The organism is Sphingopyxis granuli NBRC 100800 (assembly GCF_001591045.1).
GTDB lineage: Bacteria > Pseudomonadota > Alphaproteobacteria > Sphingomonadales > Sphingomonadaceae > Sphingopyxis > Sphingopyxis granuli.
In genome coordinates this window covers 1-22,461 of the sequence record NZ_BCUA01000034.1, presented here as the reverse complement: position 1 = coordinate 22,461, position 22,461 = coordinate 1, and the positions used below count along the sequence as shown (strand labels likewise).

General features: G+C 62.4%; 19 protein-coding genes. 16 read left to right on the top strand and 3 right to left on the bottom strand.

What is annotated here, in order from left to right; genetic code table 11:
* The first annotated feature begins 123 nt into the window (after positions 1 to 123).
* From SGR02S_RS09825 to SGR02S_RS09810, 4 genes are all read left to right on the top strand, one after another.
* Positions 124 to 2,328, top strand: a complete 2,205-nt coding sequence (locus SGR02S_RS09825) for a TonB-dependent receptor (RefSeq protein WP_067108655.1) — start codon at positions 124 to 126, stop codon at positions 2,326 to 2,328.
* Positions 2,329 to 2,344: 16 nt separating this feature from the next.
* On the top strand, positions 2,345 to 3,448 hold the full coding sequence (locus SGR02S_RS09820; RefSeq protein WP_067108694.1) for a PepSY-associated TM helix domain-containing protein: 1,104 nt from the start codon (positions 2,345 to 2,347) through the stop codon (positions 3,446 to 3,448).
* 250 nt (positions 3,449 to 3,698) lie between these two features.
* On the top strand, positions 3,699 to 5,867 hold the full coding sequence (locus SGR02S_RS09815) for a primosomal protein N' (protein ID WP_067108653.1): 2,169 nt from the start codon (positions 3,699 to 3,701) through the stop codon (positions 5,865 to 5,867).
* Between the two features lie 78 nt (positions 5,868 to 5,945).
* Complete coding sequence (locus tag SGR02S_RS09810; RefSeq protein ID WP_156483045.1) at positions 5,946 to 7,541, top strand: tetratricopeptide repeat protein; 1,596 nt, start codon at positions 5,946 to 5,948, stop codon at positions 7,539 to 7,541.
* 64 nt (positions 7,542 to 7,605) lie between these two features.
* Here SGR02S_RS09810 and SGR02S_RS09805 read toward each other — a convergent pair whose 3' ends face one another.
* Both SGR02S_RS09805 and SGR02S_RS09800 read right to left on the bottom strand, forming a co-directional pair.
* Entirely contained in the window at positions 7,606 to 7,917 is a 312-nt protein-coding gene (locus SGR02S_RS09805) for a hypothetical protein (protein WP_076077115.1), read from the bottom strand.
* 53 nt (positions 7,918 to 7,970) lie between these two features.
* Positions 7,971 to 8,435 carry a hypothetical protein gene (locus SGR02S_RS09800; protein ID WP_156483044.1) on the bottom strand — a complete coding sequence of 155 codons (465 nt, stop codon included), beginning with the start codon at positions 8,433 to 8,435 and terminating at the stop codon, positions 7,971 to 7,973.
* 421 nt (positions 8,436 to 8,856) lie between these two features.
* Between SGR02S_RS09800 and SGR02S_RS09795 the strand changes: the two genes are divergently transcribed.
* From SGR02S_RS09795 to SGR02S_RS09750, 11 genes are all read left to right on the top strand, one after another.
* Positions 8,857 to 9,555: a hypothetical protein gene (locus SGR02S_RS09795; RefSeq protein ID WP_067108647.1), complete on the top strand. Its 699-nt coding sequence runs from the start codon at positions 8,857 to 8,859 to the stop codon at positions 9,553 to 9,555.
* 359 nt (positions 9,556 to 9,914) lie between these two features.
* Positions 9,915 to 10,478: a hypothetical protein gene (locus tag SGR02S_RS09790; protein WP_067108644.1), complete on the top strand. Its 564-nt coding sequence runs from the start codon at positions 9,915 to 9,917 to the stop codon at positions 10,476 to 10,478.
* 188 nt (positions 10,479 to 10,666) lie between these two features.
* The gene (locus SGR02S_RS09785; protein ID WP_156483043.1) at positions 10,667 to 11,212 is read left to right on the top strand and encodes a DUF488 domain-containing protein; all 546 of its coding nucleotides are present in this window, start codon (positions 10,667 to 10,669) and stop codon (positions 11,210 to 11,212) included.
* Between the two features lie 105 nt (positions 11,213 to 11,317).
* Positions 11,318 to 12,307 carry a site-specific integrase gene (locus tag SGR02S_RS09780; protein ID WP_255211441.1) on the top strand — a complete coding sequence of 330 codons (990 nt, stop codon included), beginning with the start codon at positions 11,318 to 11,320 and terminating at the stop codon, positions 12,305 to 12,307.
* 293 nt (positions 12,308 to 12,600) lie between these two features.
* The gene (locus SGR02S_RS09775; protein ID WP_067108640.1) at positions 12,601 to 12,822 is read left to right on the top strand and encodes a hypothetical protein; all 222 of its coding nucleotides are present in this window, start codon (positions 12,601 to 12,603) and stop codon (positions 12,820 to 12,822) included.
* Between the two features lie 37 nt (positions 12,823 to 12,859).
* The gene (locus tag SGR02S_RS19600; protein WP_082797080.1) at positions 12,860 to 14,206 is read left to right on the top strand and encodes a deoxyguanosinetriphosphate triphosphohydrolase family protein; all 1,347 of its coding nucleotides are present in this window, start codon (positions 12,860 to 12,862) and stop codon (positions 14,204 to 14,206) included.
* Positions 14,207 to 14,428: 222 nt separating this feature from the next.
* A complete protein-coding gene (locus SGR02S_RS09770; protein ID WP_067108637.1) occupies positions 14,429 to 15,928 on the top strand; it encodes a type I restriction-modification system subunit M in 1,500 nt (499 codons plus the stop codon).
* Complete coding sequence (locus SGR02S_RS09765; RefSeq protein WP_067108633.1) at positions 15,918 to 17,120, top strand: restriction endonuclease subunit S; 1,203 nt, start codon at positions 15,918 to 15,920, stop codon at positions 17,118 to 17,120. The genes SGR02S_RS09770 and SGR02S_RS09765 overlap by 11 nt, the downstream gene beginning before the upstream one ends.
* 53 nt (positions 17,121 to 17,173) lie before the next feature.
* On the top strand, positions 17,174 to 17,947 hold the full coding sequence (locus SGR02S_RS09760) for an abortive infection family protein (protein WP_169799669.1): 774 nt from the start codon (positions 17,174 to 17,176) through the stop codon (positions 17,945 to 17,947).
* Positions 17,944 to 20,988, top strand: a complete 3,045-nt coding sequence (locus SGR02S_RS09755) for a type I restriction endonuclease subunit R (protein ID WP_067108627.1) — start codon at positions 17,944 to 17,946, stop codon at positions 20,986 to 20,988. Before SGR02S_RS09760 ends, SGR02S_RS09755 begins: the two co-directional genes overlap by 4 nt.
* Entirely contained in the window at positions 20,988 to 21,719 is a 732-nt protein-coding gene (locus SGR02S_RS09750) for a M48 family metallopeptidase (protein ID WP_067108626.1), read from the top strand. The genes SGR02S_RS09755 and SGR02S_RS09750 overlap by 1 nt, the downstream gene beginning before the upstream one ends.
* Before the next feature lie 154 nt (positions 21,720 to 21,873).
* Here the strand turns inward: SGR02S_RS09750 and SGR02S_RS09745 are convergent, their stop codons facing one another.
* Entirely contained in the window at positions 21,874 to 22,173 is a 300-nt protein-coding gene (locus tag SGR02S_RS09745) for an Arc family DNA-binding protein (protein ID WP_156483042.1), read from the bottom strand.
* Positions 22,174 to 22,270: 97 nt separating this feature from the next.
* Here SGR02S_RS09745 and SGR02S_RS20065 point away from each other — a divergent pair, with 97 nt between their 5' ends.
* Positions 22,271 to 22,423: an Arc family DNA-binding protein gene (locus SGR02S_RS20065; protein ID WP_169799668.1), complete on the top strand. Its 153-nt coding sequence runs from the start codon at positions 22,271 to 22,273 to the stop codon at positions 22,421 to 22,423.
* Positions 22,424 to 22,461 lie beyond the last annotated feature (38 nt).

The following is a 22,461-nucleotide window of genomic DNA, read 5'->3' as shown; positions in this document are numbered from 1 at the left end:
TTGCGCACTGTGGCGAATTTTCCACACCGCGTCCGAAAGCGAACCAAATCGGCATCGATCCTGCTTTGCCCTTGCGTCTGCGAATAGCTCGCATTAGCAGCGCGTCCGGAACAGGAGCCGAGAATGAATCGCAGATATTTCGCCGCAGTGCTGGCCTGCACCGCGCTTTCGTCGCCCGCCCATGCCCAAAGCACCGCAGCGCCCGACAGCGCCGACGCTGACGAGGCCATCATCGTCACCGCGGCGCGCACCGTCCTGCCACCCAATGCGCTGCCGCTGACGATCGACCTGATCGACAAGCAGGCGCTGGAACAGCAGATCGCGATTTCGGGGTCGATCGCCGACGCGGTGGCGACGCTGACCCCCAGCTTCTCCCCCACCCGGCAGAAATTGTCGGGCGCCGGCGAAACGCTGCGCGGGCGCGCGCCGCTCTATGCGATCAACGGCATTCCGCAGTCGAACCCGCTGCGCGACGGCAGCCGCGACGGCTTCACCATCGACGGCTTCTTCATCGACCGGGTCGAGGTCATCTACGGCTCGAACGCATTGCAGGGGATCGGCGGCACCGGCGGCATCGTCAACCAGGTGACGGTGGGCGCGCCGAAGACCGACGGCGTGTCCGGCCGCTTCCTACTCCAGGGCACCGCCGACGACGAATTTTCGGGCGCCGGCATGGGCGGCAAGGCGGCCGGGCTCGTCCAGTACAAGGCGGGGCGGTTCGACGCCACGGTCGGCGCTGCCTATGAAATCCGCGGCATCTTTCGCGATGGCGAGGGACGTCCGGTCGGCATCAACCTGACGCAGGGCGAAACGATGGATTCGAAGACGCTCTCGCTCTTCGGCCGCTTCGGCTATGCCGTCACCGACACGATGCGGCTCGACCTGATCGCCAGCCGCTACGAGATGAAGGGCGACGGCGACTATGCGCCGGTCGCGGGCAACAAGGCGGGGGGCATCCCCACCACCCAGGCGCGCGGAACGCCGCCGGGCGTTCCCGCCGCGAGCCGGACCGAAAGCGTCGCGCTGTCGCTGACCGACCCGCAACTGGGCGGCGGCAATTTCGTCAGCCAGCTGTTCTGGAACCGCACCCGCGACACGTTCGGCGGCGAGCCCAATCCGATCGCCAGCTTTCAGGACCCGGCGATCGCGCCCGTCGGCACGCTGTTTGACCAGTCGCAGAACCGCAGCCGCAAGGTCGGCGCCAAGATCAGCTATGAGCGCGCGGTTCCGGGTTTCGAGGCACTGACGCTGATCGCGGGCTTCGACGCGCTGTGGGACGAAAGCGAGCAGCGGCTGATCACCACGAATCGTGCATGGGTACCGCCGACCAAGTTCCGCAGCTTCGCGCCCTTCGGCCAGGCGAACCTCAAATTGTTCGATGGCGTCGTCCGCCTCGCCGGCGGCGCGCGCTACGAGGATGTGAAGATCAGCATTGCCGATTATCACACGCTCGCCGCCAACACCTTCGTCGCGTGCCCCGCGCCCCCGGCGGTGCCGACCGGGCCCTGCGGCCCGTCGACCTATGGCGGCGTCGACGTCGGGGGCGGCAGCCCGAGCTTCGACGACGTGCTGGTCAACGGCGGCCTGATCGTCGAGCCGGTGCCGGGCATCCGAGCCTATGCCAGCTATGCCGAGGGCTATACCGTCCCCGACGTCGGCCGCATCACCCGCGCGGTGAGCAGGACAGGGGTCGATATCGACAATTATCTCGATATCGCGCCGATCGTCTCGAACAACCGCGAGATCGGGGTCGAGGTGAAGCGCGGGCCGCTCGACGCGACCGCGACCTATTTCTGGTCGACGAGCACCAAGGGGCAGCTTCTGATCGCGCGTCCCGACGGCATCTTCGACGTCGTGCGCCAGCGCGTCGAGATCGAGGGGCTCGAACTCAACCTCGCGGTGCGGATGCCGATCGACGGGCTGACGCTGTCGGCGGGCTATGCGCATATCGAAGGCCGGTTCGACAATGACGGCGACGGGGCGGTCGACACCGATCTCGACGGCGCCAATATCTCGCCCGACCGGCTCAACCTCGCCGCCGCCTATGCGAAGGGCCCCCTGTCCGCGCGCGTCCAGACGCAATTCTATCTCGCGCGCACCTTCCGGGGGCCGGGTCGCGACGCGCGCAACGATTTCGAGGGCTATAATCTGACCGACGCCATCCTGCGCTATCAGACCCGGCTCGGCGGCATCAGCCTTGCGGTGCAGAATCTGTTCGACCGGCAATATATCAGCTATGCGAGCGACACCCAGCGACCGACAGACAATTTCTTCAACTTCGCCGGCCGCGGACGCACCTTCACGCTCGGCTGGGATTATCGTTTCTAGGCATGACCCACCGATGATGAAACTGCTCGACACGCTGCACCGCTGGACCGGCGGCCTGATCGGCCTCGTGCTGGCGCTGCTCGGCCTGTCGGGCACCATCCTGCTGCACAAATATGCGTGGATCGGCGTCGCGCATGCCGGCGATCCGCTGCGCACCGACCTAGCGAGCACCGTCGCCGCGACCGAGCGGATCATGGCGCTGCCGCAGGCGCCGCAGGGCATCATCTATGCCAGCGACGGTTTCGGACTGCACCAGGCGCGCTTCGGCGACGGCGCCGGCCTCTACGCCGACCAGACGGGACAAGTCGCTACGCAGTGGGCGAGCCAGTGGGAGCGGCCCGAGCTGTGGATCTTCGATTTCCACCATCATCTGTTCACCGGCGACACCGGCGAATGGGTGATCGGCACCGCGGGGCTGTGCGGCCTGTTCTTCATCCTCTCGGGCGTCATCCTGTGGTGGCGCACGCGCCGCACTTTCCGCTTCCGCCTGTGGCCGAAGCGAATGAGCCGGCCGGCGATCGTCATGCACCACCGCGACCTCGGCATCGTCGTCGCACCGTTGCTGCTGCTGTCGGTCGTCACCGGCACGATGATGATCTTTCGCCCCTTCGCGATGGCGATGGTCGCGCCCTTCGGTTCGGTCGCCGAAACGGTGAAGGCGATGGAACCGCCGAAATACACGGGCGGCCCGCTCGCCGCCAAACCCGATTATGCGGCGATGCTGGGCGAAGCGCGCCGACGCTTCCCCGATGCCGAGTTCCGCATCCTCAGCCTGCCCGCGAAGGACGGCGGCCCGATCATGCTGCGGATGCGCCAGCAGGCCGAATGGCTGCCCAACGGCCGCTCGACCCTGTGGTTCGACGCCGCGACGGGAAAGCTGCTCGGCGCGCGCGACGCGCTCGCGATGCCCGCGGGCGCGCAGGCGTTCAACAAGGCCTATCCGATCCATTCGGGCAAGGTCGGCGGCCTTTTGTGGCGGCTCGTCCTGACGATCTCGGGCCTGTCGATGACGATGCTGGGAAGCCTCGCGGTCTGGACCTTCTGGTTCCGGCGCCCCAAGCCGGCGAAACCGCGGGTGAAGGAAGCAGCGCTGGCCGCTTTCCAAAACGCCGCGCGTTAAATCTGGATCACCGCTGTTTTCGTTCGTGCTGACCCCGGATCAAGTCCGGGGGAAGCACTGTTCTTCTTGCGGCGCCAAAGAGAAAGAACGGCCCTTCGACAAGCTCAGGGCGAACGGTGCAGATTTATGGCTCGCGCCATATTCTCCGCGTCTCCGCGTGAACCGAAATCACTGCGTCTCTGCGCGCATCCATTTTCCGGCGCCGCGTCCGCTTTCCTATTTTACCGGCCGCCCTATATCCTCCCCACAGATGACCCGCGCCCGCGTCCTCCTTCTGACTGCCGCCCTCGGGCCGCTCGACTATCGCGTGCCGCAGGGCACCGAGGCGCCGCTCGGCAGCGTCGTCGTCGCGCCGCTCGGGCCGCGGCGCATGGGCGGCGCGGTGTGGGAGGATGCGAGCTTCGGCGCACCCGATCCGGTCGGCGACAACCGGCTGCGCAACCTGTACGAGGTCGTGCCGGTGCCGCCGGTGCCCGCGCCGCTGCGCCGCCTCGTCGAATGGACGAGCGACTATTATCTCGCCCCACCGGGCGCGGTGCTGCGGATGGTGCTGCCCGGCGCCGCTTTTGCCGACGCGCGCCGCCCGATCATCGAATATCGCGCGACGGGCGCGCTGCCGCCGCGGATGACGCCGCAGCGGACGGTGGCGCTGGAAAAGATCGGCGGCCGGCAGGGCACCGTGCGCGAGTTGGCGGCGCTTGCCGAGGTCAGCGACGGGGTAATCCGCGGCCTCGTCCAGGCGGGCGCGCTCGAGGCGGTGAGCGTGTCGGCCGACACCCCCTATCCCGAGCCCGATCCGGCCTTCGCGCCGCCCGCCCTCTCCGCCGAGCAGGCCGCCGCCGCCGGCGAACTCCGCGATGCCGTCGCCGCCGCACGCTTCGAGACGCTGCTGCTCGACGGTGTCACGGGATCAGGCAAGACCGAAGTTTATATGGAGGCGATTGCCGCCGCGGTCGAAACGGGCGGGCAGGCGCTCGTCCTGTTGCCCGAGATCGCCCTGACCGAGCCGATGCTGACGCGCTTCGCCGCGCGCTTCGGCTGCGAGCCGGTCGCATGGCATTCGGGGCTGCGCTCGACCGAGCGCCGCCGCGCCTGGCACGCGATCGCGCGCGGCGACGCGAAGATCGTCGTCGGCGCCCGGTCGGCGCTGTTCCTGCCCTATGCCCGGCTGGGCCTGATCGTCGTCGACGAGGCGCACGAAACGAGCTTCAAGCAAGAGGACGGCGTCCATTATCACGCCCGCGACGTCGCGGTGATGCGCGGGGCGTTCGAGAAACTGCCGGTGATCCTCGCCAGCGCGACCCCCGCGCTCGAAAGCCTCGCGCAGGTCGAGGCGGGACGCTATCGCCACATCGTCCTGCCCGCGCGCTATGGCGGCGCGACGCTGCCCGACCTCTCGGCGATCGACATGCGGATCGATCCGCCCGACCGCGGCCGCTGGCTGGCGCCGCCGCTCGTCGATGCGCTGGGGGATCGGCTGCAGAAGGGCGAGCAGAGCCTGCTGTTCCTCAACCGGCGGGGCTTCGCGCCGCTGACGCTCTGCCGCACCTGCGGTCATCGCATCCAGTGCCCGAACTGCACCGCGTGGATGGTCGAGCACCGGCTCGTCCACCGTCTCGCCTGCCATCATTGCGGCCATGTCATGCCGCCGCCGCGCCTGTGCCCCGAGTGCGAGGACGAGGACAGCCTCGTCGCCTGCGGCCCCGGCGTCGAGCGGATCGCCGATGAGGTCGCCGAGCGCTTTCCCGAAGCGCGCACCGCCATCGTCACCAGCGACACCCTGTGGTCGCCCGCCAAGGCAGCCGAGTTCGTCGACGCGGTCGAGGGCGGTCTCGTCGACATCATCATTGGCACCCAGCTCGTCACCAAGGGCTATCATTTCCCGAACCTGACGCTGGTCGGGGTGGTCGATGCCGACCTCGGCCTCGACGGCGGCGACCTGCGCGCGTCGGAACGCACCTTCCAGCAGATCGCGCAGGTCGCCGGACGCGCCGGACGCGGGGTGAAGCCGGGCGAGGTGCTGATCCAGACGCGCGTCCCCGACGCCCCGGTGATGGCGGCGCTGGTCGCGAACGACCGCGAGGGCTTCTACGCCGCGGAGGCCGCTGCGCGACGGCAGGCGGGGGCGCCGCCCTACGGCCGCTTCGCCGCGCTCGTCATCTCGTCGGAGGAGATGGAGGTGGCGCGCGGCGTCGCGCAGCGGCTGGGGGAGAAGGCGCCGGTCGCCGACGGCCTCGCCATCTATGGCCCCGCCCCCGCGCCGCTCGCGATGCTGCGCGGACGGCACCGCTTTCGCCTGCTGCTGCACGCCCCGCGCAGCTTCGACCTGCAGGGCGCGATCCGCGACTGGGTCGGACGCATCGACTGGCCCGCCAAGGCACGCCTCGCGATCGACATAGATCCCTACAGCTTCGTCTGACGACCGATCGGGGCATTGGAATCGCGGGCCGTAGTTGCTAGCCCTCGGCGTCAGGACATCTGTTCGAGGAGCGGGCGAGTGAAATTGCAGGGCTGGGTACGCGCGATCAGCGTCGGGACGGCATTGGCGGCGATGGCGATCGGTGCCAGCGCGCGCGCCGAATGGTGGCAGGCCGAAACCGCGCATTTCATCGTCTATTCCGAAAGCAAGAAGGACGACGCCGAACAGTTCGCACGCCTGCTCGAACGCTACGACAATGCGCTGCGCTATCTTCAGGGCTATCCGATTCCGGGGCCCGACATGGGCGAGGCGAACAAGGTGAAAGTGTTCCGCAGCGGCGACATCGACGACATCGCCTATGTCGCCGGAGCGCCGGGGTCGGGCATCGCGGGTTTCTATATCCCGCGCGCCGGCTCGACCGTCGCCTTCGTCCCCGCGCGCGAAAAGCGCCGCGACATGAGCAGCGTCCGGCGCAGCAGCAGCGGCCCGACCCTCGATACCGAGCAGGTGCTGTTCCACGAATATACGCACCATTTCATGCTGACCAATTTCAGTACCGCCTATCCCGCCTGGTATTCGGAAGGGTTCGCCGAGCTGTACAGCACGGTCGAATTCCGCGACGACGGCAGCTTCGTCGGCGGGCTGGTGCCGCAGGCGCGCGGCGCCGCGCTCAAGCAATTGCCCGACGTGCGATTGTCCCGCCTGTTTGACCACAAGGTGAAGCTGACCGGGCTCGAACAGTATCAATCCTACGCCTTCGGCTGGCTGCTGTCGCACTATCTGAACTTCAACGAAGAGCGCCGGGGGCAGCTTCCCGCCTATCTGGCGGCGCTCAACAAGGGCGAGGACAGCCTGACCGCGGCGAAACGGATCTTCGGCAACCTCGACACGCTGCAGGCCGAGCTGCGCAAATACAAGGGCCGCAACCAGTTCCCGGTGATGGTCTCGCCGCCGAACGCGGTTCCCGAGCCCGCGGTGGCGCTGCGCCAGCTGCCCCCGGCCGAGGAAGCGCTGATGCGCGAATATATCCGTTCGCAGCGCGGGGTCGACCGCAAGGAGGCAAAGGATGTCGCGCGCGACCTGTCCGGCAAGGGCGCGGCCTATCCCGACAATCTGAAAGCGCAGCTGATCGTCGCTGAGGCGCATCTGGACGCGAGGAATTTCGACGAGGCCGAAGCCGCGGCAAAGCGCGCGCTGGCGCTGGCGCCCGACAGCTCCTTCGCCAATTTCCTGATGGGTTCGATCTTCCTGGCGCGTGCCGACGAAAACAAGGACAAGGCGCTGTATGCCCAGGCACGCCCCTGGCTGGTCAAGGCGCACAAGCTCGACCAGAAGGACCCGCGGCCGATGATCGGCTATTACATGTCCTATCGCGAGGCGGGCGAGCCGATTCCCGAGGACGCGCTGGTCATCCTCGAAAGCGCGTGGGACTATGCCAAATATGACGCGCTTTACCGGCTGATCCTGGCCCGCCAGCTGCTCGACGAGAACAAGGGCGACCTCGCGCGATCGGTGCTGTCGCCGATCGCCTTCGCCGCGCACGGCACCGAAAAGGAAAACAAGATCCGCGCGACCGTCGACCTGATCGACGAGAGCAAGATCGACGAAGCCCGCGCCAAGCTGGCCGAAATCTTCAAGGAAGCCGAGGACCGGCAGAAAGGCAGGAAAGGCTAGGACCGCCGCCGTCCCGGCTTTCCTTCGTCACGGCGAGCGAAGCGAAACCGTGACGAGGCGACGCCTATGGAGCATCGTCTCCGGACGACATGAGCTTGCGGATTCCGAGCGTGACGGCGACGACCGCGAAACCGAGAACGGCAAGCAGGACCGACATCAGCAATCCCACCGCGTTCGAATGGCCGATGAGCGCCTCGTCCTCGATATCAGCCGTCCAGAAATGGCAGAAGCTAGCGGCGCTCAGCAGCCCGATGAGAAGCATCGACCATCCGGCGCCCGCGACGCCGTAACGGGCAACGAAAACCGGCGCGGCGAGGACCATTGCGAATCCCAGCACGCCCGACCAACTCAACAGCCAGTCCAGCACGGCCACCATCCCCTCCCCCACGATGTGTCCCGCCCTGAAGACGAGATTCGGCGCCTGTCCGTTCAACCTGCCAGCAGGTCCCGCGTTTCCTTTTCGTTCAGCGGATCCTGATCTTCGGGACGGACATCGCAAAATCCTACGACGCGCTCGACGCGCAAACCGTGGTCGATCGTCAGGACGAGACTCGCCCGCCAACTCAGGCCGTCTTCCAGCATCTTCAATATCGGCGTCACCTCTTCCATGACGATTGCTCTGGATGCATCGGCAATCCGTTCGGTGTCGCGAAAATAGGCGCCCCGCCTTTCGCTCTCCGGCCGTGGGACCTCTATCATCCCCGAAAACAACCCCATGCCATCTTCTTCAATGACATGTTTTCCGGACGTAACGGCGGCCTCGCCGGGCGCCCGCCAATAACCGCGCCCGCCCTCGCGCCTGAACTTGAGCGTGTGACGGTCGAACCGCTCGTTCACCATTTCGCATTGGTAATGGACGATGGGCTGGGTGAGGTTTCCGGATCCGGAATCCACGGCGGCACCGGACTCATCAGCAGAAAATACAGCATGCCCCTCCCCTTTGTCCGCCGGATGTCCGCGCGCGCATCGCAGTCAACATGAGCGGGGGGCCAGCGCCAGTGCGCGCTCATGCGATATTTGGAGGCCCGAGCCGATATTCCACAACCTAGAAAGGTCAACGGCTTATATCTGCTAACCGCCCATAAACCCCTTATTGAAATCACAAAAGAAATTTCCGGGCTTGCTAACCGCATTTGGGTCCGTTGGGCATGCCTCATCGCTGCCCGTTTCCAGCAGAAAAACTCGCGCACCCCCTGAAACGAGAAACCCCCGCCTTGCAGGGCGAGGGCCTTCAGGAGCGCCGGGGCGACGCTGACTTGCGACAGTATTCCTACTCCCGACGCTCCTTCCGTTCAACTCGAAAGGAGCCAGAACCATGGCCATCAAATCAGCCACCCAGACCGAGACGTCCGTTGCGGCGATCACGGTCGCGGACTTATTATCTGATCTCGACATCCCCGATGAGATCGGCGCAGCCCCTTACACTGGATCGCAGCAGCAGCTTGTGAGCATTACCCGATGGCTGGCTATGCAGTTCGGGAAAGAACTCTTGTATACGCTCAAGCAACCGACACCTTCCGCGCTGGTCAAAGAGTGCAAGAAGATGTTTGCTAAATGGTGGGACTACCTCACCGATCGGGTGGAGGTGGCTGACGACCTCAAGAAGGTCATTTTTTATAACTTCCGCGACGCGTTCGAGCACACGACCCATAAGATGCTCACGGGTTACGATCTGCCCAAGACCAAGGACGGGTTCCAGCACAATGCCCTCAGGGGACTTCGGAAGGCGACCGGCCATGGCGACGCTGCCCTTCTACTCTACCGCATCCGCTACTGGTGGCCCAAGGCCACCGTGGTCCAGTGCGGTAAGAAGTGGATCGCGAAAACCCATAAACAGTGGGCGGACGAACTCGGCATCTCTCCACGAACTTACCGCACCGCTCAGGACCGGCTGCTGGAGCGGGGCTTGATCGAGACCATCACCGCCGAGTTCAAGGGTCATTCGATGTTGCATCTGCGTCCGACACCGGAAGCTGTAGCCCTGTTCCAGCATGAAGTTGCCGGGGAGGTATGACGGAAATCGTCAGGGGGGTGTGACGGATTTCGTCATAGCCAGTGACGGGAAACGTCACCACCTCTGACGTGGTTCGGCAATGGGTGTGACGAAAATCGGCAACCTTAATAAAGGGACTAATGAAGATACGAAAGAAGCTACAGAAAAAGCCTCAGCGTCCAGTCGCTGCGCTCCGAACGCGGGGTTCACCCGAACCTTGTTCGGGAAGGAAGGGATCGGGGATACATGCTAACGCATGTCTCCCTCCCGCCCCCACCCCCTATAGTCCCCCGCCCCCACGCATTTGCAATTAATTGCAGTCAACGTCCTGTTAGGATCGGCGAGATATGGTCCGGAGCCATTCGTGATAGGAGCACAACATGCCCTCGGTTGAAGGCAGTCCCGATGTCGAACATCTGAAGCAGGAGGCGCTGACACTCGCCGTAAAACCTACGAAGAACTTCTACGCCTTCGCCTGCGCCCTTTGGGCCGCCCACAACGAGGACCGCACATTCCTGCACGAGGTCGAGCGGATCGCGGGGATCAAGCGTCGGGCGCTGTTCTACCTCTCGAACGTGGGCAGGCTTCTCTCCGAGTATCGGATCGACGAAGCGCAGGCTGAGCGGATCGGCTGGACGAAACTTCAGATCGTCGCCCGCCATGCCGCCAGACGGCCACAGAAGCTCAACCAGCGCGCCATGAGGGCAAACCTCCAACTGGCCCTCCGAACGCCATCACACGCCCTCCCAGAGGCTCTGGAGCGGCAGGGCGCCTCATCGGCGGGGCCGACCCGTTCATTTCTCCTACGCCTGCCTGTCGAGCAGTATGCCGATGTCGAGGCCGCGCTCATTGCATGTGGCGCAAAGCGGCGGGGCAAGGGACTGGTCGGCAAGGAGGATGCTCTCGTGCGGCTGGCACGTAGCCACCTAGCGTCGACACCGTAACGGCGACCGTGCGCCTATCTCCGGCTCGGCGGCGCTGACAGGTTCGGCGCTCCTTGTCGCGATGACTGTATAAATCACGCCGTCTCAGACGACTGCAAAAATCGCGATGCAAAACGGTTTAAGTCACTGATAATAGTGCCATTTATTTCAAACCTCGGATAAGTTCATTGGAGCTTGAAAGGTTTGATATGAAAGACATTTTGACTATTGGGCACTCCAACGTGAGTTGGGGCGAGTTTCATTACGGTCTCGATTATTTCGACGTAAACTGCATCATTGATGTTCGATCGTCGCCAAGATCGCGGTGGCCCCAGTTCCGCAAACGTGATCTGCGGACAGCGTTGAACCGGGTCGGCATCTCTTACATTCACTTAGGCGACAGTCTGGGCGGGCACCCCAAGCGCGGCCCCACCGCATATGACGATCGACGCGGCACTCCCGAGTTCGCAACAGGGATCGAAACAGTCCTATCCATCGCAAGCCGATGCAGACCCGCCCTGATGTGCTCGGAGGGCGACCCGCTGCACTGTCACCGCTTCCTGCTGATCTCCCGCCACCTCAATGATCTGCCCGATGTCGGGGTCTGGCATATTCGCCATGACGGCACTCTGGAGGGACATACCCAGGCCGAGAACCGCTTGCTGGCGCTTCACCGCATGTCTGACGACCTGCTTACCAGCCGCGAGGATCAGGTGGCCGAAGCCTACGTCCGGCAAGAGCGGAAACTGGGCTGATCCGGCCCCGGCTGCGCAGTTCGTGCCCCCTGATTTTCGGCACAACAACTTTAGGCGGAAAGCCCCGGAACTGTTGGGCCGACGCCGAATGGAGAAATACAAAAAATGTTGGAGACAGTTCCTGCAAATATGATTGCAATTAATTGCATAAATAGCTCTGCTATCCCTTTCGACGACACAACGGCATCTTTGCCTCCACAGGCGATTTCAGAGCCGGTCCGCCGCTTTCTCTCCCATTCCCTATCGGCTGGAACCCAGCGCGCCTACGCGGCTGATCTCGCCCATTTCCGGGCGTCCGGCAGGGACATTCCCTGCCCATCGCAGAGCATTGCGGAGTATCTAGCCGATCTCGCCGAGACCCATGCCGTCGCCACGATCCAGCGTCGGGTGGCAGCCATCGCGAAGGCGCACCGGGCGTCAGGCTTCGACGACCCCTGCCGGTCCGAGATCGTCATGGCGACCATGCGGGGCATACGACGGACCAAGGGCATGGCCCAACGCGAAGCGCAGGCGTTACAGCGCGATGATCTGTTTGCGGTTCTTGAGCGCATGGGCGACCGCCCCATTGACGTGCGGGATAAGGCGCTGCTGCTGATTGGGTTCGCCGGGGCATTTCGTCGATCCGAACTGGTCGGGTTCGACTGCGGCGATGTTGAGCCTGTTGCGCGGGGCATCGTCCTGCATCTGCGCCGGTCCAAGACCGACCAGACCGGGCACGGTCGCAAAATCGCGATCCCATATGGACGCACTCGTTGGTGTCCTGTCCGCCATCTCACCGACTGGCTTGCCTATGCTGGGATCGAGCAAGGGCCGATCTTCCGCAGCATCGACCGGCACGGGCATATCGCCCCCAATCGCTTGTCTGGGGACGCGGTCGCGACGATTATGAAAAAGCGCGTGGGTGCTGCGGGCTTCGATCCGACGACCTTCTCCGGCCACTCCCTGCGCGCCGGGCTTGCCACCAGTGCCGCAATGGCCGGGGCCTCGTCGTGGAAAATCCGCCAACAGACCGGTCACAAGAGCGACGCCATGCTCGCCCGTTACATTCGGGACGGTGACATGTTTACCGACAACGCGGCTGGCGCGGTTTTGTGACCGCACCGCCGTAGGCCACCATGCATAATGGCCCGTATCAGGCTTAGAACGCAGCAGGCGGCAGCGAAAATTTTTTTTGGGCCTCAAACCACCCCTGATGGCATACGTTGCTCCTAGGCCACACCTAGCCGCTTCTGAGCGGCCAGCGACCAATCTGCGTTAAGAGCCAGATTTGACAGTAAGGAGAAAATTGACAAACTGCGGCTAGTCAGAGGTGGCTGGCGCTGGTCTCGTGCTGAGGTATTTGGCGAGTTATGCGAGATCGCGGAGGTCTAAGCAATTGGAGAGCAACCATGGCCGATAGAGACCCGCAAGATGGCGAAATTCTGAATGTGATCGGTTCAGCCGATCAGGGGCGCATCGAGCCGCAGGCTCTCATTGATGCGCTAATCGAGCGCGGTTATGCCAGTCCGAGCATAATTGAAGCACTTCAAAGAGCTATTGAACGTGGAAAAATTTCGCTCGACAGCGAGGGCATGGTCGTCGCGCTAGTGGAATACGCACACGCGGCCTAAATTGCCGAGGCGGAGGGGGTTAGTGGTAGTTGAGGGGGTGTCGTCGCTACATGCGGCGCGTGCTGAGCGGTGTTACAGCGATAAATCAGCAGCGGGAAAAGACCAGCGTCGGGATTTCGAGCGGGATCGAGATCGCGTCCTCTATTCCTCTGCCTTTCACCGCCTAGCGGGTGTCACACAGATTGTTCGGGCGGGTGAGCTCGACATCTTCCATACTCGCCAGCAACATACCTATAAGGTGGCGCAGATAGGTCGCCGCTTGGCTCAGCATCGTATCCGCGAGCAGGAAGCTCAGGCTGCTGTGCATGGGGTTGATCCCGAGGTTGTTGAGGCAGCTTGCTTAGCGCATGATTTAGGACATCCACCGTTCGGACATGCAGCCGAAACCGAACTCGATCGTATCGTACGTGATCCTGAAATCGTGGGCGGTCACAATGACGATGCAGCCGCCGACGGGTACGAAGGCAACGCTCAGACCTTTCGCATTCTGACCAAGCTCGCCGTGCGGTACAGTAAGGACAGTCCGGGCCTCGATCTCACTCGCGCTACGCTTGCAGCGACGCTGAAATATCCTTGGTTACGCAACCACGACGATGATCATAAGAAATCGAAATGGTCCGCATACACTTCTGAGGAGCGTGAATTTCGGTGGGCACGTGAGCACTGCCACGGAAGTTTCAAGTCGGCAGAAGCAGAGCTTATGGACTGGGCAGATGACATTGCCTATTCGGTCCACGATCTTGAAGACTTTCACCGGGTTGGCATTATACCTTGGAGTGAGATCGTTGCCCCCGAAACAAGGGACGGCATCGTCCAAGCCGCGCTGACGGCATGGAAGAAGGATCCCAATTATCCTGCCGATGGCACGCGCCGATTGTCCGCCGCCTTGGAACGGATCACTCGTAAGCTCACACTTTTTCCAGCCGTAAGCACGGAAGTATATAACGGATCGCGAGAACAACGCCGTCAAGTGCGCAACTTCACATCCCTGTTAATCGGCAATTACGTACGCGCAATTTCCTTGAGTGGCGAAGTGGGCGGTCCCGCTGTTACGATCGAACCAGACGCTGCCGATGAGGTGAGAGTGCTGAAACATTTCGCACGGCACTATGTCATCGGCCTGCCTGCCCTGCATGCTCAGCAATATGGTCAGAAAAAGATCATCCGTGACCTATTTGAAATTTTCCTCAAGGAGGGAAAAAATGCAAACTTCAAGCTATTCCCCACTCGATTGCGATACATTTGGGAAGACAACCATGCAGACAAGCCTGCACGCCTAGCTGCCGATTGCGTGGCTTCATTGAGTGAAAATGAAGCATACCAACTACATGGACGCCTAATGGGGACAGAAAGCGGTTTGATCTTGGACCCGATCGTTCGGTAGCATACAGCGTCACTCAGCCATAAACGACGTCTCTCCAACCTCTGATAACCTTCACTTATCAGAGCCTACAAGCAGGCCAGAACAGACGCCTCAGCGTTGTGCAATTAATTGCGATCTCATTTTCCGGTTCCTTTGTGTCGCCAAAAATCCCCGGCGCTGCTATCGGATCATCAGGTGAACAAAGTTCGTGGCTCAGGGAGGAGCCGCGCTTCTGGGGGATCAATGCCAATACTGACGCAATCCGAACTCGAACGGCATTTGTGGGGCGCAGCGGACATATTGCGCGGCACCGTCGATGCGGGGGACTACAAGCAATATATCTTCGGCCTACTGTTCTATAAGCGCCTGTGCGACGTGTGGGACGAAGAGTTCGAGACCCTTCTCGCCGAGACCGGCGACCGCGAGGAAGCCGCCGACCCTGACGAGCACCGCTTCCACATCCCCAAGGAGCACCGCTGGGAGGCCGTGCGCCAGCACGCTACGCAGATCGGCCAGCGGCTCAACAATGCGCTCGCCGCGATCGAAGACGCCAACCTGCGGCTGCGCGGCGTGTTCGGCGATGTGGACTTCGCCAATCAGGATCGCTTCTCCGACGCGCTGCTGGAAAAGCTGCTGTCGCATTTCGAGAAGCACCGCCTGCGCAATGCCGATGTGCCCGCCGACATGCTGGGCGATGCCTATCTCTATCTCATCAAGATGTTCGCCGAGGGTGCGGGCAAGAAGGGCGGCGAGTTCTACACGCCACGTCAGATCGTGCGGCTCATGGTCGAGATCGTCGAGCCGCGCCCCGGCATGTCGATCTACGATCCCACCTGTGGTTCCGGCGGCATGTTGCTGGAGGCGGTGCAGTATCTGAAAGACCGGGGCGAGGATGCCCGCACCCTGTCGCTCTATGGGCAGGAGAAGAATTTCGCGACGTGGGGCATCGCCGAGATCAACCTGTTCCTGCACAACGTCGATGATGCCTTCATCGCCAAGGGCGACACGATCCTGTCCCCCAAGCGGTATGACCCCAAGGCCCGCGAGTTCGTGGAGGGCATCGGAGCCTATGACCGGGTTCTGGCCAACCCGCCCTTTTCGGAAAAGGTGTGGGGCCACGATGTCTGGCAGAATGGCGATCCGTTCGGTCGCGATTTCTATGGCTGCCCACCCAAAGGCTATGGCGACCTCGCCTTCGTCCAGCACATGCTCGCCAGCCTGAAGGATGACGGGATATTGGCCGTCGTCGTCCCGCACGGCGTCCTGTTCCGTGGCGGGGCCGAGGGGCGGATCAGGCAGGCCATGCTGGATGCCGACGTGATCGAGGCGGTTGTGGGTCTGGCCCCCAACCTGTTTTACGGCGCGGGCATCCCGGCTGCTATCCTTGTATGCCGCAAGGCCAAGCCCGCCGAACGGCGCGGCAAGGTGCTGATTGTCAACGGCGATGCCACCTTCCAGCCGGGCAAGGCCCAGAACTTCCTGACCGACGATCACGTCCGCACGCTGGCCGAGGCGGTCCACGCCTTCGCCGACATCGAGAAGCTAGCCCGCGTCGTCCCGGTCGGGGAGATAGCCGCCAACGGTCATAATCTCAACATCAGTCGCTATGTGCAGACCGGGGCGGATGCCGAGGCGGTCGATGTCGCGGCAGAGGTCGCCAAGCTGCAAGGCCTGATCGCCAAGCGCAATGAGGCGGAAGCCGTGATGTTTGGGCATCTCGAAAGGCTTGGCTATGTCGGTTGAGATGCCTGAGGATTGGCCGGTCGTCGCTATCGGCTCTCTCACTCGCGTGAAGCGGGGAGCGTCACCGCGGCCTATCAAAGACCCCAGATGGTTTTCCGATGAAGGGCATGGCTGGGTTCGGATCAGCGATGTCACGGCGTCGGATCGGGTGCTACTTCAGACGACCCAATACTTGTCCGACGCGGGGAAGGCTGCATCCGTCGAGATCGTTCCCGGCGACTTGATTATGAGCATTTGCGGGACGATCGGACGTCCACTTTTTTCCGGTATCCATGCTTGCATCCATGACGGCTTCGTCGCGTTCAAAGAGATCGACAAGTCGCGGCTTGATCCAACCTATCTGTATTTCACCCTTCAGGCGCAGACCCGCCACTTCGAGGCTCAAAGTCAGCCAGGAACGCAAAGAAACCTCAACTCGGCACTGGTCGGGAAAACTGAAATACCGCTTCCACCCCTCGCCGAGCAGCGGCGGATCGCCGAGGTGCTGCGGTCGGTGGATGAGGCGATTGCGGCGGCGCAACAGGCTGCCGACCATTCCCGTGCATTACAGGCGTCGTTAATCACCGCGCAGTGCTACGGACACGGCCATGAGATGGTTAGCCTCGGAGATGTTCTCACCGACATCCGATATGGAACGTCAGCCAAATGCGATGCCAGCGAAGCGGACGGATACCCCGTGCTGCGTATTCCGAACGTCGTCAATGGGCGGGTCGAACTGGATGATCTGAAATACGCATCGGTTTCTGACGCGGACTTACGAAGGTTCAGTCTGGAACCGGACGATATTGTGGTCGTCCGGACTAACGGGAACCCGGCGTATATCGGACGAAGTGCACTGATCGCGAAGGGCATGATGACCTGCATGTTTGCGTCCTATCTCATCAGGATGCGTTTCGATGAGCGCCGGGCATGGTCGCCTTACATTTATGCGACCCTTAACTCCCAACCTGTTCGGGAAAAGCTGCTCAAGGCAGCCACGACATCGGCGGGTAACTACAACATTAACACGGCGAGCTTGAAAGGGATCACAATCCCGCTGCCGAGCCTCGAAGTTCAGCATCAGATCGGCGAAGTAATCCAAGCAGCTACGGAGGCTGCAACGGCCTGTGAGAACGAGGTAAACAGCAGTCAACAGGTGAAGGTCGCGCTGATGTCCGACCTCCTCTCCGGCCGCGTGCGAGTGCCGTCATGAGGATAGGACAGGGAGCAATTGCCAGCTTGGGCGACATTGCCTTTGCTACCGGCATGAACAGCAGTAGCTTGATTGGCTTCTTCAACTCGTTCGGTCTGAACGAGGAAGTGGTGCACGTGCTCGGCAGCAAGCGGCAGTTCGCAGTTGAGGCGTGGAGAAAGCTCAGTGGGTCGGATCAATTGCCGGAGGCCATCAACCAGATACTTAGCCCCCACTATTTCCCCAATACCGAGGAGCGCAGTCGGCAGGTCCAGCAGCTTCAACGATGTTTGAAACTCGATGGATATGACATAACGGACGACGGCTGCCGATTGTATATCGCAGCACGTTCAGGCTCCGCCGCCACCTCCGTCCTTGAGCATTTGAAAGCACATGGGCAACGGCTGAACCACGAAAACGTCCTGTCGCGTATTCGTATTATCGACCGGGAAGCGGAGACAAGCCCCACGGACGCGATCGGCTCAGCGAAGGAACTGATCGAAGCCGTCTGCAAGGACATCATCGAACGGTCAGGACAGATCTTCGATCGTAAAGCCAGTCCCGCCGCACTTGTGAAGGAAACCCTGAAGGTGCTGAAACTCGCACCTGAGGATATTCCAGAACGGTCTCGTGGCGTAGATGCCGTCAGAGCCACCTTGAACTCGCTCGCCAATATCGCGCATCAGATGGATGAACTGCGGGGCCTATATGGCTCTGGTCACGGCAAGCCAAGTTCCTCTCGTGGTTTGCTTCCACGTCATGCACGACTTGCGGTCGGTTCAGCAGGCAGCCTGTGCCTATTCCTAATCGAAACCTTCGAGGCCCAATCGACGGGAACAACGGAATGAGCGAATACCGCCTCGCCGAGAAGCCCGCGCTCGATGCACTGGCGGCGCTGGGCTGGCAGGTGTTGTCCCCAGCGCAGGCTCTGGCGATGCGAGAAGAAGAGAACCGCGTCATCCTCAAGCCCGTGCTGCTCGCCGCACTGCGCGAGTTGAACGGCATCGGCGCGGAGGATGCCGAGGCGATCTATAACGACCTGTCCACCCTGTCCGACAACGAAGAGTGGCAGCGCAAGCTGCGCGGCGGCTATTCCCGCCGCCTGTCCGGCGAGAACCGCGACAGCCCGATTGCGCTGATCGACTTCAAAAACCCCGATCGTAACGTCTTCCACGTCACCAGCCAGTTCCGCGTCGCTGCCCAGCGCCCTCGCATCCCGGACGTTGTATTGTTCGTGAACGGCATCCCACTGGTAGTAATCGAGGCCAAGTCCCCGCTGAAGGGCACGGCGACCGCCGGGGAAGCCTTCGAGCAGATCAAGCAATATGAGCGGGACATCCCCCGGCTGTTCTACCCCAACGCCTTCAACCTCGTCACCGATGGCATGGCGACCCTCTACGGCGCGACCGGCGCGCCCTCGCAGTTCTATGCCCCGTGGCCGGATGCATGGCCCCGGCACCGCGACGAGTTCGCCGACGATCTTGCCAAAGACCTGTGGTGCCTGTGCGAGCCAGCCCGCCTTCTCGACCTGCTGGCGCATTTCATCGTGTTCGAGACCGACCCGGAGACGGGCCGCAAGATCAAGAAGGTCTGCCGCTATCAACAGTTCCGCGCCGTCAACAAGGCGGTGGAACGGGTCGCGGCGGGCGAACATCGCAAGGGCCTGATCTGGCATACGCAGGGTTCGGGCAAGAGCCTGACCATGGTGTTCCTCGCCCTCAAGCTCAAAACCCACCTGACGCTCGACGCACCCAGCCTAGCCAACCCCAATATCCTCGTGTTGACCGACCGGATCGACCTCGACGACCAGATCAGCAAAACCTTCGTCGCCTGCGGCCTGCCGAACCCGACGCAATGCGGATCGGTCGCGGCCTTGCGTGAGGCGGTGAACCGGGGCGGCAACGGGCAGATATTGCTCTCCACCATCTTCAAGTTCGCTGGATCGAAAGAGCCGATCCCGAACTCCGCGAACTGGATCGTGCTGGTCGATGAGTGCCACCGCACGCAGGAAAAGGATTTGGGCGCGTTCTTGCAAGCCACGCTGCCCGATGCCCATTTCTACGGCTTTACCGGCACGCCGATCAAATCGACCGATAAGGACACCTACGCCCGGTTCAGCGTGGCGGGCGAAGGCTATCTCGACAAATACGGGATCGACGATGCGGTGCGCGACGGGGCGACTGTGCCGATCCTCTATGAAGGTCGCAAAGCCGACTGGGCGATTAACGAGGCCGAGATCGACATCTTGTTCGACCGCTGGTTCGTGGACCTGCCCGACGACAAGCGCGAGGATTTGAAGCGCAAGGGGCTAACGCTCGCCACCATCGCCAAGCACCCTGAGCGTATCCGGCTGATCGCACTCGACATCTGGGAGCACTTCAAGGCCGTCTGCCAGCCGGACGGGTTCAAGGCCCAGATCGTCGCCGTGGATCGCGAAGCGGTTATCCTCTACCGCGCCGCGCTCTCTACTGTCATCACCGCCGATCTGGAACGCGGCGGCATGGAAGCAGGCGAAGCACAGGCCAAAGCCGACGCGATGATCGCCTGCGTCTATTCAAAATCGCAGGAGGACAACAAGCCGAGCGAAAACCCGGAGATCGCCGCGCTGCGTGCCGGGCTGGAGGCGCATTACCTCGACGATACCGCCGAGAAAGACGTGAAGAAGCGGTTCAAGGCCATGGGCCAAGACCCACAGTTCCTGATCGTCTGCGACAAGCTGCTGACCGGGTTCGACGCGCCCCTTGAGCATGTGATGTATCTCGACAAGCCGCTGAAGGAGCACAATCTCCTTCAGGCCATCGCCCGCACCAACCGCACCTGCACCATCAGGCTGCCAGACGGCGGCGAGATCGCCAAGCCGAACGGGCGGATCGTCGATTATATCGGCGTCACCAGCCATCTCGACGAGGCGTTGCAGTCCTACCGCAGCGAGGATGTCGAGAACGCGATGCGCGACATCGCAATCCTGCGCAATGACCTCAAGGAAGCACACGCCCGTTACCGCGCCCAGAAGCGCGCCATGGGGCTGGAGGGTATGGACGAGAAGTCCGCCGCCTATGCCGCCGCCAAGCTGGCAGCCGGGGGGCAGGAGGACGACTGGTTCGATCTCCAGCGCCTGACCCGCATCTTCATCAAGGTCTATGCTGACCTCTCGCCCGATCCCGCGATCCTCGACTTCACCGCCGAGGTAAAATGGGCCTCCGCCTTCCTGCGGCTCGCAACGCAGGCTATCGCCAAGGACGAGAGCCTCGACCACAGGAGCTATTCGGCCAAGATCAGGGAGATGCTGGAAACCCACGTCCATGTCACCGGCCTGTCCACCACCATCCGTCTGCGCAGCATAACCGATCCGAACTTCGTCGATGACTTCGCCACCGAAGGCAAGGCCGAGCCGGAATTGCAGGAGGCGTTCGTGCGCAAGTCTGCCGAGCTTCGCCGGACCACACGTGAACTGGTGGACAAGAACCCGGCGCAATATGGCCGCTTCTCCGAACGGGTGCTGGAGATCATCCGCCGCTTCGAGGAGGGGCAGCTTGCCGCCGCCGATGGCCTGCACGAGTTCGAGAGGCTGACCGGCGACATCGAGGCCGAACAGGGCGCGCACGCCGAACTGGGCATGGACGAGAACGCCTTCTCGATCCTGCGCATCGTCGAGGCCATCGTGCCCGATACCGATCATGAAACCTTGCAGGACGCGGCCATCGCCATCGGCGCGATCTATGCCGACGCCGCCGCAACCCAGCCCGCCTTTGCGCATATGGAAGCCTATCTCCGCTCTTTGCGCCAGCAGGTCCGGCGCATCCTGACCGATCACGGTATCGGCGAGACCAAGACCATCCGCGAGAAGGTCGAGGAGTTCGCCGTCCATGCCTATGGGAGCGGAGCCTGATGCCGACGCTCCAGATCGGCAGGAAGGAAATCCCCTACGAACTTCGCCGGTCGGCGACGGCATCGGAGCGCCGCATCACCATCACCCCCGGTCATGTCGAGGTGTTGGCGCTGACCCGTGATAATGATGACGACATTGCCGGGTTCCTTGAGCGCAAACGGCAATGGGTGTTCAACACCGTGCGCGAGATGGAGCGGATCACTGCCAGCCGCCACGCCGTGCCCCGGTTCATCACCGGATCGAAGATACCCTATCGGGGCCGCAACATGCCGCTCACCGTGCGCCGCACCGACGCCGAGCGGATCGCGATCACCTATCGCAACGGGTTCACCGTCGATCTGCCCCACTGGGCCCGAGACGATGCCGACCACCTCGTCGCCAGCGAACTCAAGCTCTGGCTGAAACAGCGTGTCCGGCGCGATGTGCAGGAGCTCGCCGCAGATTATGGCAAGCGGTTCGGCCTCGTGCCCCGGTCGATCCGCACGACCGACCTTGCCCATGGCTGGGGATCATGCGGACCGGAGGGCAATATCCTCATCAACTGGCACCTCATATTCGCCCCCAGGAAGGTGCTGGAGTATGTCGTCGTGCATGAACTGGCGCACTTGCGGTATCGGTCGCACGGGCAGGAGTTCTGGGCCTATCTTGCCACGCTCATGCCCGGCAGTGAGAGTTCACGGTCTTGGCTCGATCGCCATCAGTCCGCGCTCTCAGCGTCATTTTTGGCTTGAACCTGATCTCGTAGCTGACGCGCCTGCACGCTATCCGATTTGCCCGAAGCTTGGAAACGATATTGCCGAAACGAAGGGGGAACGGGAAATATGACGATGTGCAATTAGTTGCATAATCGACAGCGATCTTGAAATAGTGCGGGCGGCATCCTGACTAGGATCGCGGCTGTTGCAGCGCCTTCACGGCCTTTTCCAGTTCGGAGACGCGGGTCTCAAGATCAGGATCGCCGGATGCTGCCTTTGCGTCGGCGGCCTTGACCGTCTGCGCGAACGACAAACCCCCGGTTTTTTCCTCGGCCTGCAAACTGGCCTCCAGCCGAAGCAGGACTTCCGCTGTCGTGGACCTGCCGTTCGCTTTTGCGATCCGATCCAGCCGATCCCGCAGATCGGAGCCTTCGGCAAATCGCAGCAGCAATTGCTTTCCTGTTTGTGGCTTGCGACGTTCGGCGGTCATCGGGCATCCTATCTAAAGCTATCTCAGAGATATTGCATATTCGCTATCTCGGAGATATACGATCGTCACCGGTATCTCAATGGTGAACGGAGACGCTATGACCACGAAGACCCAGATGCTCGTTAGGCTTCCTGCCGACCTGAAAATTCGGCTTAAGGAACGGGCAACCGCTAACAATCGAACTGCCACCGGCGAGCTTATCGCCATTCTGGAACTGGTATTTGCCAGCGATCCCAAGGAGGCCGCGTGATGTCTCGACCCAAGCTCACTCATAATCGCGCTGACATT